Genomic DNA, 12,645 nt, shown 5'->3' on the forward strand with positions numbered 1-12,645 from the left:
TTTGTGGGGAGTCCGGCGATGGTCCACCCGTTGGGTTCCATCTGGGTGGTGCCGGTATCGGGATGGAAGCTTGCGATGTCCTCAAGGGTGACCGGTTCGACGATGACGAACTCGTCCCAGAACGGCGGCGCGGCAGGATCGGTGGCCGGCGCCGGAGTTGACGCAGTGGGCGGCGATGTCGGGCGGGGCGGTGTGCGCGGCGGGGTCGTGGGTACAGCCCCAGGCCCGCCTTCGGATCCGTCGAGGACCGCATTCTCGTCTTGGATGGACCCGTCTACGTTCGGGCATCCGGATGTGGTCTGATTTCCGCTATCGCAAACTCCTGCGGCGGGGGTGCCAGGCACGGGTGCAGGTGCGATCGCAAGCGCGAGGGCTGTACCCAGATGTAAAGACAAGACGGCTAGCACACTCCGCCCCCTTGCCACACGAACTTGGAAGCGACCGCTAGCCCGGTTGGAGAATCTTTCGAGACGGAGAAGGTGAGTTCAAATGGTGTGAGATCCGGGCGCGTATCCGTCACGACGCTCGATCCCGTCGCGTCGACCACGTCGACGTCTGCGACGTTCGCACATGCGTAGGCGGTGACGACGACCTCGTTCGCTAGGGAGCGGGACTGCAGCGCGAAGTTCTCGATGGTTGTCTGCCCCATCAGCCGCAAGCCGCCGCTATTAAATCGCTGGAAGCCTTGTAGCTCCGTCTCGACGACGTCTGGTTCGGCGAATGCATCTAGGCGTTCGGCGCCTGCCCCGCTGTCGGCCAGGATTGCGTCGGTCGCCGCGAGGAACCCTTCGTAGGTGGCCCGGGCAGCCGCGAGAGCCTCTTCGTCCGTAGAGAAAAGTGGTGCCGGGGTGGGTGTTTCGGCAGCCGCGGTGGAGTCAGTTGCCGGCGCGGTGTTGGCTGCGGGCGCGGCAGTGCTGGTCGGCCACCAGACCATGAGCGCCGCGGCAGCCAACCCGAGCGTGGCGACCAGGGCGGCGCCAGCCAGCACTACGCGGCGGCGCAGTCGGGGAAGCTGAGGGCGTGAGTGCATGCAGTGACGATAAGTCAGCTGCGTGGCATCCCGCTCGAGTTATCCACAGGCCGCAAAAGCAGGGGCGAGGCGTCGTCGAGCTGCTAGCCGGGATGCGTCATTGAGAGCACGTTGAGCAGGGTGTCGAGCTGCTCCTCGGTGATCTCGCCGCGCTCCACGAACCCGAGGTCGATGACGGCCTCGCGCACGGTGAGCGAGGAGGCGACCGCGTGCTTGGCCACCTTGGCGGCCGATTCGTAGCCGATCACGCGGTTGAGCGGGGTGACGATGGAGGGCGAGGACTCCGCGAGAGCCAGCGCGCGCTCGACGTTGGCCGTGAGGCCGTCGATGGTCTTGTCGGCGAGGAGGCGACTCGAGTTGGTCAGCAGCCGGATGGACTCCAACAGCGCAGTTCCCATTACGGGAATGGCGACGTTCAGTTCGAAGCTGCCGCTCGCGCCCGCCCAGGCGATCGTGGCGTCGTTGCCGATGACGCGGGCACCGACCATCAGGACGGCTTCCGGGATGACCGGGTTGACCTTGCCCGGCATGATTGAGGATCCGGGCTGCAGATCCGGGATGTTGATCTCTCCGAGACCCGTGTTGGGCCCGGAGCCCATCCAGCGCAGGTCGTTGCAGATCTTTGTGAGCGACACGGCGAGTACTCGCAACGCGCCGGACGCCTCGACGAGCGCATCGCGGGCGCCCTGCGCTTCGAAGTGGTCTCGGGCCTCAACGATCGGAAGACCGGTGTTCTCGGCGAGCTCGGCGATGACCTGCTGAGGGAATCCGGCCGGGGTATTGATACCGGTGCCCACGGCGGTGCCCCCGAGGGGGACCTCGGCGACGCGCCCGATGGTGCCCTCGACGCGTTCAATGCCGAGGCGGATCTGGCGCGCGAACCCGGCGAACTCCTGGCCCAGGGTCACGGGAGTCGCATCCATCAGGTGGGTGCGACCGGACTTCACCACGGTCTTCCACAGCACGGCCTTGGCCTCGAGGGCGACGGCGAGGTGATCGAGCGCGGGGATGAGGTCGGCGAGGAGCGCTCCGGTGACGGCGACGTGCACCGACGTGGGGAACACGTCGTTGGAGGACTGCGACGCATTGACGTGGTCGTTCGGATGAACGGGCGAGCCGAGCTCGGAAGACGCGATCGTCGCCAGGACCTCGTTCATGTTCATGTTGCTGGAGGTGCCGCTGCCGGTTTGGTAGGTGTCGACCGGAAACTGGTCATGGAACTGACCGGCGATGAGCGACTCCGCCGCGGCGACAATGGCGGCCGAGATGTCGGCGTCAAGCACTCCGAGCGACCCGTTCACGATCGCGGCAGCGCGCTTGATGCGGGCGAGCGCCACGATCTGTGCGGGTTCGAGGCCCGCGCCGGAGATGGGGAAGTTCTCCACGGCGCGCTGCGTCTGCGCGCCGTAGAGAGCGGAGGCCGGAACCCGCACCTCGCCCATTGTGTCGTGTTCGATGCGGTAGTCCTGCGGAGTGGTCACGGCGGTGTGCTTCCTTCGGGGTACGTGGTGCGGTGGAGCGATGGACGGATGATGCGGGCCGAACGGATCAGGCAGACGGGCGAGTCACACCGGCCAGTCAGACGGGCTAGTGAAACCCGGCGCGACTAGATTGCGCCAAGCGCGATGTCTGGCACCGCGCGACCCTCAAGGAGCCGGTAGTTCGCACCGACGATAGCCAGCGTACCGGCGGCGATCGCGTCGCTGATGAGTTCGGACTCTTCGAGCAGCTCGGCGATGGTGTCGCGCAGGTGTTCCCGGCCCACGGCCTGGGCATCAATGGTGCTGGGGTCAATGGTGCCGGAGCGGAAGGCGCCTGAGTCAATGGTGCCGGAGTCGATCGCGCTGGAGTCGGTCGCGGACTCACCCGAGGACTGCGCGCCCACTCGGCGCACGGCGGGCACGATCTTCTCGATCAGAGTGGTGATGTGCGGAGGAAGCGGAACAGCGTCTGGACCCTGCGAGTCGATTGCGGCCAGCACGGCACCGCACTGGTCATGGCCGAGGACCACGATCAGCGGCACGTGCAAGACGCCGACGGCATACTCCAACGAACCGACGACGCTATCGGAGATGATCTGCCCGGCATTACGCACTACGAAGAGGTCGCCGATGCCCTTGTCGAAGATGATCTCAGCGGCGAGGCGGGAATCGCTGCAGCCGAAGAGGGCGGCGAGCGGTTCTTGCGCGGCCGCGACCTCGGCCCGGCGATCGACGTCCTGACGCGGGTGGTTGGGCTCACCGTCGACGAACCGTTGGTTGCCGCGGAGCATCTGCTGCCAGGCTTTGGCGGGGGTTCTGGAATCTGGCACGTCTAGCCCTCCGGTGTGGTGATCTCGGCGGATAAAGCCGAGGCGAATAGTGCGAACTCGTTGTCGCTCGCTGTTCCATGGACAAGATATTCGGTTCCGGCGACGCTCGTGGCAAGCGAGTACGCAAAGTTGCCGGGGTCATCGGTCTCGCGCTGGTCGTAGACGTCCCAGTCGATGCCCTCAATGGTGACCTGGCCGGTGGGGCTCGCCCGGCCGAGGAAATCCTCGCGCCAGCCCGCCTCCGCGTCGATGCCCTGCTCGAGCGCGAGAAATTGATTCTTCGGCGTCACAAACCCGATGTACCAGAGGAAGCTGTCGCCGCGCGCTGCCGTCAGTTTCGCGTCGTTCGCGCGCCACTCCGGCGGGAGCGCGGGGGTGATCAGCGTGGTGGAGACTCCCGGTTGTGCCTCGGCCGCCACGGCGACGTAGTCGATCGGATCGGCCGGCGCGGGGGTGGGCCGCACGACCACCAAGACCAGGAAGAGCACTACCGCGAGGGAGGCGACGAGCGCGATGACCAGGTTGTTCGGCGTCTTGGACTCGCGGTAGTTGCGGGAATTCTGCGCCTTGCGTTCGGCGCGCTCCTCTGGCGTCTCCGGTCGGCCGAGGTCGGCCCGAATGGGTGGCTGCGCCATGGCTACTCGGCGGCGGCGGCGCGTGCCGCATCGAGGCGTGCTTTGGCGCCAAGGAGCCACTCTTCGCACCGTTTGGCCAGCGCCTCACCGCGCTCCCACAGCGCCAGCGACTGCTCGAGCGTTGCAGAACCCTGCTCCAGCTCGTTGACTACCCGCACGAGTTCGTCGCGCGCCTGCTCGTAGCTGAGCGCACGGATGTCGTCGGATTTGTCAGACGCCGAGCTGCCGGGTACGGATTCGCCAGAGACAGAGTCGGCGGACGTCGAACCGGGGAATGCTGCGTTCGGGGAAGCGGTAACCACGGAGCAACTCTACCGATCGTCGGTGACAGCGGTCGCGAGTTTCGTCGCGATGGTGGGGAGCTTTCCTTCGGCCAGGGTGAGGAGGAGTGGTGTTCCCTCCGGGGCATCCTCGGGACGCCGCAATGCCAGCCCAGACGGCAGCTGCGCGATAGCGTAGCCCCGATCGAGCGTGCGCTGGGGCGACAGGGCGCGCAACTGGGCGGTCAGTTCCACAATCCTGGTGCCGTTCCGCTCGAGCAGGCGGCCCATCAGTTCGGAGCCCCTCGCGACATAGCGGGTGAGCTCCTCGCCCCGGGAGTCGACCAACCAGGTGGGATTGGCCAGCACCGGGCGTGAGCGCAGCTGTTCGAGCCGATCGATCTCGGTGCGGAGGAGGTGGGTCACGCGGGAGCTGATGCGGGCGCGTGCCTGGTGCATGCGGTTGAGTTCTTCCGCGACATCCGGAACCACCCGCTTTGCCGCGTCTGTCGGGGTCGATGCACGCAGGTCGGCCACGTCGTCGAGCAGCGGGCGATCAGCTTCGTGACCGATGGCGCTGACGATCGGCGTGGTACAGGCCGCGGCCGTGCGCACGAGCGTTTCGTCGCTGAACACGAGGAGGTTCTGGAAGTCCCCGCCACCGCGGGCGACGACGATGACGTCGACGGCGGGATCCTCGTCGAGGCGTCGGAGCGCTGCGGTCACCTCGCCGGCGGCCCGGTCACCCTGCACGGCGGCGTGCACCACCCGGAACTCCACCGCGGGCCACCGCAGCTGGGCGTTACGCAGCACATCCTTCTCGGCGTCGCTGTCGCGCCCGGTGATCAGGCCAACGCAGTGGGGGAGAAAGGGGAGGGCGCGTTTGCGCGAGGGGTCGAACAGGCCCTCTGCTCGCAGGGTCTGGCGGAGCCTCTCCAACCTCTCGAGCAGGTCGCCGAGGCCGACGTGACGCATCTCGAAGACCTGCATCGTGAGCGTGCCGCCCTTGACCCAGTAATTGGGCTTGACCAGGGCGATGACCCGGTCGCCCTGTTTGAGGTCGGCGGGGATTTTCGCCTTCACCGACGACCAGATGGTGAACGAGACGGTGGCGTCGGCGTCGAGGTCCTTGAGTTTGCCGTAAACGTTGCCGCCCGACATCCCCCACTGCGTAATTTCGCCCTCGACCCACACGGAGCCCAGGCGATCGATCCACCCCTTGATCTTCGCCGAGAGGAGGCCAACCGGCCACGGCGAATCGACGGTGGGTGGGGTTTCCACGATCGTCATGGTTGTCTCCCCAGCTTCCGTGCCCCTGGCTCGGATACAATCCGTAGGTGAGCAATATCTCTAACGGCTCTGCCGTCAGCCTCGAGATGCCGCGGGTTCCCGCGGTACGTAACAGGCTACGGGACAATCCCGTGCCCCTGCCGAAGCGGGTGATCCTCGCCGCGCCCCGGGGATACTGTGCAGGAGTGGACCGCGCGGTCATCGCCGTGGAGAAAGCGCTTGAGCGTTTCGGCGCCCCGGTGTATGTGCGCAAGCAGATCGTGCACAACATCCACGTGGTCTCCACCCTCGAACGCAAGGGCGCAATCTTCGTCGACGAGGTCGACGAGGTGCCCGTCGGGTCGCACATCGTATTCAGCGCCCACGGTGTGTCGCCCGCCGTCGTGCAGGGCGCCGCCGACCGCAATCTCGATGCCATCGACGCGACCTGCCCGCTGGTCACCAAGGTGCACCGCGAGGCCGTGCGGTTCTCCCGTGACGACTTCGAAATCCTGCTGATCGGCCACCGCGGCCACGAAGAGGTCGAGGGAACGATGGGCCACGCGCCCGAGCGCACGATCCTCGTGAACAGCCCGGCCGACGTGCCCAACATCGTTGTGAACAACCCCGATCACGTGGTCTGGTTGTCGCAGACGACCCTCAGTGTGGACGAGACGATGGAAACCGTGCGCCTGCTGCGCGAGCGGTTCCCGAACCTGCAGGACCCGCCGAGCGACGACATTTGCTACGCCACGACGAACCGCCAGGTCGCCATCAAGAAGGTCTCCGAGCAAGCTGAACTGGTCATCGTGGTGGGCTCGGCAAACAGCTCCAACACCGTTCGCCTGGTCGACGTCGCCCTGGAGAATGGGGCGAGGGCCGCCTACCGCGTGGACTACGCGAGCGAGATCCAGCAGGAGTGGCTCGACGGTGTCTCCACAGTCGGCGTATCCAGCGGTGCGTCCGTGCCCGAAGTGCTCGTGCAGGAAGTGCTCAACGACCTCGCCGATGCGGGATACGCTGACGTCCAGCAGGTCGTCACCGCAGAAGAAGACCTCATGTTCTCCCTCCCGAAGGAACTCCGCAAGGACGCGAACGGCAACCCGGACGAACGCGGTCTGGGCGGTCGCGTGCGTCGACTCGATTGGCAGCAATAGTGACTGACCCCCGCCCCCGCCCGCAATACGGCGAGTACGCCACCCCAGAAGAGCAAGCGAAGGCCATGGGCGTGGGCTCTCCGGCGTCGGCCGCTGCTTCTGCCTCCGTTGATGGGCGGGCGGATGTCGCTGCGCCCAAGCGGTCGGTCGGCTCCGAGACATCCGCCGCCCAGGCCCCCACCGGCTCGCCCACCCCGACCGGCTCGACCGGCTCGCCCAAATCGACCGCCGACCCCGCTGCGCCGGCCGGCGTCCGCCCGCGTCGCACCTGGGACTCGGTGCTCACCGCCGTTCTGCTCGGCGTCGGCGCCGTCTCGGTGCTCACGTCGATTCCGCAGTACGCCGACTTCGCGTCGTGGATTGACACCGGGCTGGCCCAGCTCGGCTATGACGACTACGCGAACTCCGAGCTGGCTTCCACCGTCGGAATCGCACTCAACATCACGCAAATTGTCCTGTTCGTGGCGGGAGCAGTGATGGCGATCCTCATGCTGCGGCGCAATCGACTGGCTTTCATCTATCCGCTGATCGCCGGCCTGGTCTTCTTCGTGGTTACGTTCATCCTGGTGGCCGTTCTGTTCGCGTCGGACCCGGCGCTTCTGGACTCGATCTCCTCAAGGTAGCCGCGCGGGTTTCGCGAGGTAGCCTGCGCGGGTTTCGCGAGGATTCTTAGCGTTCAGTGCGAGGCGACGGTGCCGCAACGCCGGATGTGGTTGTCTGGGCGAGTGACGAGCCAACTCTCTCAACCCGCCGTGCTGCCTCGGCACGTTGCGGCAGCGGCGACGGTGGCCGCGTGTGTTCGGTGCGTCTGGGCCATCGCTGCGACGATCATCGTTATGGCGATCGCGTCGGTTATCACCACCCTCGCCAGCAGTGGCGATCTGCCCTCGCTCGGCGCCCCCCTCGCCGCGCTCGTTGTGATGCTGGTTGCACTCGGGGTGGTGGCCCTCCGCCCGTCCGCGCTGAGCCTCGCCGGTTTCATCGTGGTCGGCGCCGTGTGCGTGTGGGCCTATCAATACTCCCTGATGGTGATCGCGCCGGAGCTGAACCCGGGGTCGGTCTTTGTGCTCAACCGGCCCGCCCTGGCGCTCGTGCTGGTGGGCACCGCGTCGGCGTCGCCGATCAACGCGATCGGGTGGGGCGTTGCCGGATACCTGGCCGGACAGGCATCCGTGATTCTCGTGGCGTTTCAGTTCGACGTACCCCCATCCACGGGGGCCGGACCAACCCTCGTTCTGGTCAACTACGTGGGGGTGTTTCTGGCCATCGCTCTGATTCAGCGAGCCCAGAACGGACGCGTGCCCGACCTGCGTCGCCTCCGCCAGGAGACCGAACTGTCCGACAAGCAGCGCGACCGCGAACGCGCGGACGCCGCGCTGCTGCACGACACGATCCTCAGCGACCTTTCGCTGATCATCAACTCGCCGCCGCTGATCGACGACCGGGTGCGGGCGCGCCTGCTGCACGACATCACGACCCTGGCCCATCCGGAGTGGCGGGATGACGCGCGGCGCTCCGCTCACCCGCGGGATACCGAGTTCCGCAACGCAGTCACGAACCTCGCCAGCGAGTTTCACGGCCGCGGGCTCAGCGTTGACGTCACCATCGATCCCGGGGCGGTGGCGGACGTGCCGCCGACGGTGGTCGAGGCCGCGCTGGGCGCAGCGCGTGCGTGCCTGGAAAATGTGCTGAACCACTCGGGGGAGGATTCGGCGGAGCTCATCATCGGGATTGGGGCGGGTCCGTCTGGTCCGTCGGGTCCGTCTGGTCCGGCAGGTGTGGAGGGTCCGTCGGGTCTAGCGGCCGATCCCGGGAGTGTCGAGAAGCCGGGGGAGGTGCTGACGCTGATGGTGGTCGACGCGGGGGTCGGTTTCGATCCGGCCGCGGTGCCCGCCGACCGGCTCGGCCTGCGGGCCTCGGTCGTGCACCGGGTGGAATCGCTGGGCGGAACCGTGCGGGTGTGGTCCGCGCCCGGTAGTGGCGCATCCGTGCTGCTCTCCTTCCCAATCCCGGTCCGCGGCGAACGGGAGCCGGTCGACGCATGAGACGCGAGCAACTCGGGCGGGCCTGGACCCGATCGCCGCGGCAGGTCGACCCGCTGAGCTGGTTCACCGGGCCCTGGATCGCGGTCACGATGGGGATCGTCTCGGCCGCGCAGGCCGTGTTGACCACTCTCGTGTTCTGGGAGCGCTGGACTCTGCCCACGCTGCAGCTCGCGGCAATAATGTTCTTTGTCGCCGCTGCGGCGCTCACTGCGGCCGCGACCCGGGCCGATCGTGCCGACCTCAGTGTGGCGCGCGGCGCCGGCGTTCTTGCCGTAGCGATTGGCGGCCTCGCTCTGTCGGCTGCCGGGTCAGCGGGAGGAAGCGTTCCGGTGGAGCTCTGGTGGGCGCCGACGGCGGTGGGCATCGCGCTCGGGAGCTTGTCGCCCTTCATCTCCGCACGGCGGGCGCTCGGCTATGCGGGGGCAACCCTTGCTGCGGCGGCCCTCCTCGCCGTCTACGCCTACGGCGACGACTCGATACTCTCCTCGGTCGGCAGCGCCCTGATCGCCGTCTCGCCGATCGTCATTGCCGCGGTCGGCTCTGTCGTGTTCTGCAGCACTCTCGTCGCACGAACCAGCCGCATGCAGGCGCAGTCGCAGTCGACGTCAGCGTCGGCGTCGACGTCGACGCTGGCGCCGGCAGGTGAACCGCGGGCTCAGCCTGAGACGCGTACGAGCGTGTCGCGGCCGCCGAGCGCAACCATTGCCCGTGTGGGCGCGCAAACGGTGCCGTTCTTGCGTGACATCGCGAACGCGGGCGTCATCACCGACGCCGACCGCACCCGGGCGGCCCACCTTGCCCGCGAGCTGCGAGTTGAACTCGTTACAACAGCATGTCGAAGCTGGCTGGATGTCCTCGCGCACGACACCGCACTGGTGGTGAGCGATCCGGCACGGTTGGCGGACGGCATGAATGATGACCAGCGCGCCGCTCTCCGCGGTGTGCTGCAGGACATGCTGGCCAATTCGGTTGTGGACCGGGAATCGCTGCTCATCGAACTGCGCGCCCAGGCTGACGGTGCCACGGAGGTGGCGCTCAGCCTGGAAGTGGACCTGCCGGAGGGGCGCCGCGTTGCGATGCTCGCGCCCTACTACCTGACGTTGAAGGACACGGTGGAGGACCTCGCGTGGACCGACGGGCGGAGCGTGCGGTTCACCTTCCGCATTCCGCAGGTGCCGACTCCGCAGACTCCATCGCCGCTCTCGTCCTGAAACCGAGAACCGCCCCAGGGCACACCGAAGCGTGTCCTGGGGCGGTTCTGGGCGGGATGGGTGTTGTGGTTACTTGCCCGACCAGCCGGCGGAACCGAGCTGCTGGGTGGCCTCGATGACGCGCTTGGCCATGGCGGACTCGGCGATCTTGCCCCACGAGCGCGGGTCGTAGACCTTCTTGTTTCCCACTTCGCCGTCTACCTTGAGGAAGCCGTCGTAGTTGCGCAGCACGGTGTCGGCGAGCGAGCGGCTGTAGGCGTACTGGGTGTCGGTGTCGATGTTCATCTTCACGACGCCGTTCGCGACGGCGGTGGCGATCTCCGCGGCTGTCGAGCCCGATCCACCGTGGAAGACCAGGTCGAGGGGCAGGAGGCCCGTGCCGTACTTGGCCTGGATACCAGCCTGGATCTCGCCGAGCAGCTCGGGGCGCAGCTTCACTCCACCGGGCTTGTAGACGCCGTGCACGTTGCCGAACGTGAGGGCGGCGATGTAGCGGCCCTGGTCGCCGAGGCCGAGGGCCTCAACGGTGTCGATGACATCTTCGAGGGTCGTGTACAGGTTCGCGTTCTCGTCGGCGCTGACGCCGTCTTCCTCGCCGCCGACAACACCGATCTCAACCTCGAGGATGGCGCTGATTGCCTTCATGCGGGGGAGGAGGTCCTTGGCGATGCGCAGGTTCTCCTCGAGGGGAACGGCGGAACCGTCCCACATGTGGGACTGGAAGATCGGGTTACGGCCGGCCTTCACCTCGGCCTCGGAGGCGGCGATGAGCGGAAGAACGAAGCCATCGAGGGCGTCCTTGGGGCAGTGGTCGGTGTGCAGCGCGATGGTGACCGGGTAGTTCTTGGCAACCTCGGTGACGAAGGCGGCCGCGGCGAGCGCGCCCGACGCGCGGTTCTTGACGGTGTGGCCGGCGAAGTAGTCGGCGCCACCGGTGGTGACCTGGATGATGCCATCGGAGCCAGCCTCGGACAGGCCCTGCAGTACGGAGTTGACGGTCGAAGACGACGACACGTTGATAGCGGGGTAGGCGAAACCGTTGGTTTTCGCCTTGTTGAGCATCTCGGCGTACTGGTCTGGGGTTGCGACGGGCATAGCGTGATCTCCTCGGGCTACCGGCGGCCTTGGTGTCGCTCGGGCTTCACCCCCAGTGTATTTCATGGCCTCGAGGGAATTGGGGTCGTTGGTCCCGAGGTAGGAGCGGCAATCCGCTCGCTCGATAGACTGACTCCGCGTTGATTCTGACCGACGAATCTCCACCACAGCGACGACGGCCAACGACTGCGAGGACTGAACAATGGTGTCTACCGACCACGGAGATCTCTATCTCCACCCTGATCGCAACCTCGCAATGGAACTCGTGCGGGCAACCGAGGCTGCAGCGATTCGTGCCGTTCCCTTCATCGGGATGGGCGACAAAAACGCCGCAGACAAGGCAGCCGTCGACGCGATGCGTAAGTTCCTCGGCACCGTCAACTTTGATGGCGTTGTGGTGATCGGTGAGGGCGAGAAGGACAAGGCGCCCATGCTCTTCAACGGCGAGCACGTGGGCAATGGCCGCGGCCCGGCCTGTGACATCGCCGTGGACCCGATTGACGGCACCTCGCTCACCGCAGCCGGACGCCAAAACGCCCTGTCGATGATTGCGGTGGCCGATCGCGGCACCATGCTCGACGCGTCCATGGTCTTCTACATGGACAAGATCGTTACCTCCGCCGAGGGAATTGGAGTCGTCGACATCCGCCAGCCCATCGGCGAGAACATTCGCGCGCTGGCAAAGGCGCTCGGCAAGCCGGTGTCGGAGATGACGGTCGCCGTGCTCGACCGCCCGCGGCACGCGCAGTTGATCGAAGACATTCGTGCCGCCGGTGCCGGTACCCGCCTGATGCTCGACGGCGACGTGGCGGGCGGCATTAACGCTGCTCGCCACAGCACCCGCATTGACATGTGCGTGGGCACCGGGGGAAGTCCTGAGGGAGTGGCGACCGCGTGCGCGATCAAGGCGCTCGGTGGGCTGATCCAGGGAATTCTGCATCCCGGCACCGATGAAGAACGTCAGAAGGGGTTGGATGCCGGGCTGAAGTTCGATCACGTCTATGACGCGGACACACTCGTGCGCAGCGACAACACCTTCTTCGTCGCCACCGGCGTCACCGATGGCCAGCTGGTCGACGGCGTCCGCCGGATGGGACCCATCATTCGCACGGAGAGCATCGTTCTCCGAGCGCGCTCCGGCACCATGCGCCGCGTCATTGCGGAGCACTCGGCCGACAAGTGGCTCGATAACGACTAGGTCGGCAACGCCTGGGTCAGGTACAACTAGGTCCGCTCAGTCGGGCTGCAGCACCGACAGGACGTTGCCCGCGGGGTCGGTGAACCAGGCGATTGCTGGCCCCATCCCGCGGGCAATACCCTGGGCGTCCGTGGGGATTGTGTCGTCGTCGTAGATTTTCGTCACCACACCGCGGGCGTTCAGGTCCGCGACCGCTGAGTCGATGTCATCCACCTCGAAATTGAGCACCGTGTAGCTGGCGGGAGTGTGGTCGTCCTTGCCGTAGACCATGATGACGCCGCCGCTGGTCAGATGCAGGTTCAAAAACCCCATCTCGTTCTCGGTGACCGTCATGCCAAGGGTCTGCGCATAGAAGGCGCGGGCGTGGGCAATGTCGTCTACGGAATATCCGCTGAACGCTTTGTCTGGGCTGAACATGGGTGCTCCTCGGTAGG

The 12,645-nt window shown here is 66.6% G+C and carries 13 protein-coding genes and 1 pseudogene; 5 read left to right on the forward strand and 9 right to left on the reverse strand.

Annotation, left to right across the window (positions count from 1 at the left end):
• The 7 genes and pseudogenes from B0I08_RS17870 to xseA form a co-directional block, all read right to left on the reverse strand.
• Positions 1–344, reverse strand: a pseudogene (locus tag B0I08_RS17870) (hypothetical protein); the annotation flags it as partial.
• 56 nt (positions 345–400) lie between these two features.
• Positions 401–1,030, reverse strand: coding sequence for a hypothetical protein (locus B0I08_RS03825; RefSeq protein ID WP_146134310.1), 630 nt, complete (start codon positions 1,028–1,030; stop codon positions 401–403).
• A gap of 83 nt (positions 1,031–1,113) precedes the next feature.
• The gene (locus B0I08_RS03830; protein WP_106210054.1) at positions 1,114–2,511 is read right to left on the reverse strand and encodes a class II fumarate hydratase; all 1,398 of its coding nucleotides are present in this window, start codon (positions 2,509–2,511) and stop codon (positions 1,114–1,116) included.
• Between the two features lie 125 nt (positions 2,512–2,636).
• On the reverse strand, positions 2,637–3,341 hold the full coding sequence (locus B0I08_RS03835; RefSeq protein WP_425432984.1) for a carbonic anhydrase: 705 nt from the start codon (positions 3,339–3,341) through the stop codon (positions 2,637–2,639).
• Between the two features lie 2 nt (positions 3,342–3,343).
• The gene (locus tag B0I08_RS03840; RefSeq protein ID WP_106210056.1) at positions 3,344–3,976 is read right to left on the reverse strand and encodes a DUF4245 family protein; all 633 of its coding nucleotides are present in this window, start codon (positions 3,974–3,976) and stop codon (positions 3,344–3,346) included.
• 2 nt (positions 3,977–3,978) lie between these two features.
• A complete protein-coding gene (locus B0I08_RS03845; protein WP_245884611.1) occupies positions 3,979–4,173 on the reverse strand; it encodes an exodeoxyribonuclease VII small subunit in 195 nt (64 codons plus the stop codon).
• Between the two features lie 114 nt (positions 4,174–4,287).
• On the reverse strand, positions 4,288–5,526 hold the full coding sequence (xseA, locus tag B0I08_RS03850) for an exodeoxyribonuclease VII large subunit (protein WP_106210060.1): 1,239 nt from the start codon (positions 5,524–5,526) through the stop codon (positions 4,288–4,290).
• An 86-nt stretch (positions 5,527–5,612) separates the two neighbouring features.
• Between xseA and B0I08_RS03855 the strand changes: the two genes are divergently transcribed.
• From B0I08_RS03855 to B0I08_RS03870, 4 genes are all read left to right on the forward strand, one after another.
• Positions 5,613–6,662 carry a 4-hydroxy-3-methylbut-2-enyl diphosphate reductase gene (locus B0I08_RS03855; RefSeq protein ID WP_106210771.1) on the forward strand — a complete coding sequence of 350 codons (1,050 nt, stop codon included), beginning with the start codon at positions 5,613–5,615 and terminating at the stop codon, positions 6,660–6,662.
• Complete coding sequence (locus tag B0I08_RS03860; RefSeq protein WP_146134311.1) at positions 6,662–7,285, forward strand: DUF6264 family protein; 624 nt, start codon at positions 6,662–6,664, stop codon at positions 7,283–7,285. The genes B0I08_RS03855 and B0I08_RS03860 overlap by 1 nt, the downstream gene beginning before the upstream one ends.
• A 102-nt stretch (positions 7,286–7,387) precedes the next feature.
• Positions 7,388–8,707 (forward strand): sensor histidine kinase, encoded by a 1,320-nt coding sequence (locus B0I08_RS03865; RefSeq protein ID WP_106210064.1) that lies wholly within the window; start codon positions 7,388–7,390, stop codon positions 8,705–8,707.
• On the forward strand, positions 8,704–9,918 hold the full coding sequence (locus B0I08_RS03870) for a hypothetical protein (protein WP_106210066.1): 1,215 nt from the start codon (positions 8,704–8,706) through the stop codon (positions 9,916–9,918). The genes B0I08_RS03865 and B0I08_RS03870 overlap by 4 nt, the downstream gene beginning before the upstream one ends.
• A gap of 69 nt (positions 9,919–9,987) precedes the next feature.
• On the opposite strand, the gene fbaA is transcribed toward B0I08_RS03870, so the two are convergent.
• The gene (gene fbaA, locus B0I08_RS03875) at positions 9,988–11,013 is read right to left on the reverse strand and encodes a class II fructose-bisphosphate aldolase (RefSeq protein WP_106210068.1); all 1,026 of its coding nucleotides are present in this window, start codon (positions 11,011–11,013) and stop codon (positions 9,988–9,990) included.
• Positions 11,014–11,215: 202 nt separating this feature from the next.
• Between fbaA and glpX the strand changes: the two genes are divergently transcribed.
• Complete coding sequence (glpX, locus tag B0I08_RS03880; protein WP_106210070.1) at positions 11,216–12,211, forward strand: class II fructose-bisphosphatase; 996 nt, start codon at positions 11,216–11,218, stop codon at positions 12,209–12,211.
• Positions 12,212–12,247: 36 nt separating this feature from the next.
• Here glpX and B0I08_RS03885 read toward each other — a convergent pair whose 3' ends face one another.
• Positions 12,248–12,628, reverse strand: a complete 381-nt coding sequence (locus B0I08_RS03885; protein ID WP_106210072.1) for a VOC family protein — start codon at positions 12,626–12,628, stop codon at positions 12,248–12,250.
• Between the last annotated feature and the right edge of the window lie 17 nt (positions 12,629–12,645).

Source organism: Glaciihabitans tibetensis (assembly GCF_003003265.1).
Taxonomy (GTDB): Bacteria; Actinomycetota; Actinomycetes; order Actinomycetales; family Microbacteriaceae; genus Glaciihabitans; species Glaciihabitans tibetensis.

Coding starts and splice junctions, on each gene's coding strand:
- B0I08_RS03870 (WP_106210066.1), top strand. CDS start 8,704: ATGAGACGCGAGCAACTCGGGCGGGCCTGGACCCGATCGCCGCGGCAG.
- B0I08_RS03885 (WP_106210072.1), bottom strand. CDS start 12,628: ATGTTCAGCCCAGACAAAGCGTTCAGCGGATATTCCGTAGACGACATT.
- B0I08_RS03855 (WP_106210771.1), top strand. CDS start 5,613: ATGCCGCGGGTTCCCGCGGTACGTAACAGGCTACGGGACAATCCCGTG.
- glpX (WP_106210070.1), top strand. CDS start 11,216: ATGGTGTCTACCGACCACGGAGATCTCTATCTCCACCCTGATCGCAAC.
- B0I08_RS03825 (WP_146134310.1), bottom strand. CDS start 1,030: ATGCACTCACGCCCTCAGCTTCCCCGACTGCGCCGCCGCGTAGTGCTG.
- B0I08_RS03840 (WP_106210056.1), bottom strand. CDS start 3,976: ATGGCGCAGCCACCCATTCGGGCCGACCTCGGCCGACCGGAGACGCCA.
- fbaA (WP_106210068.1), bottom strand. CDS start 11,013: ATGCCCGTCGCAACCCCAGACCAGTACGCCGAGATGCTCAACAAGGCG.
- xseA (WP_106210060.1), bottom strand. CDS start 5,526: ATGACGATCGTGGAAACCCCACCCACCGTCGATTCGCCGTGGCCGGTT.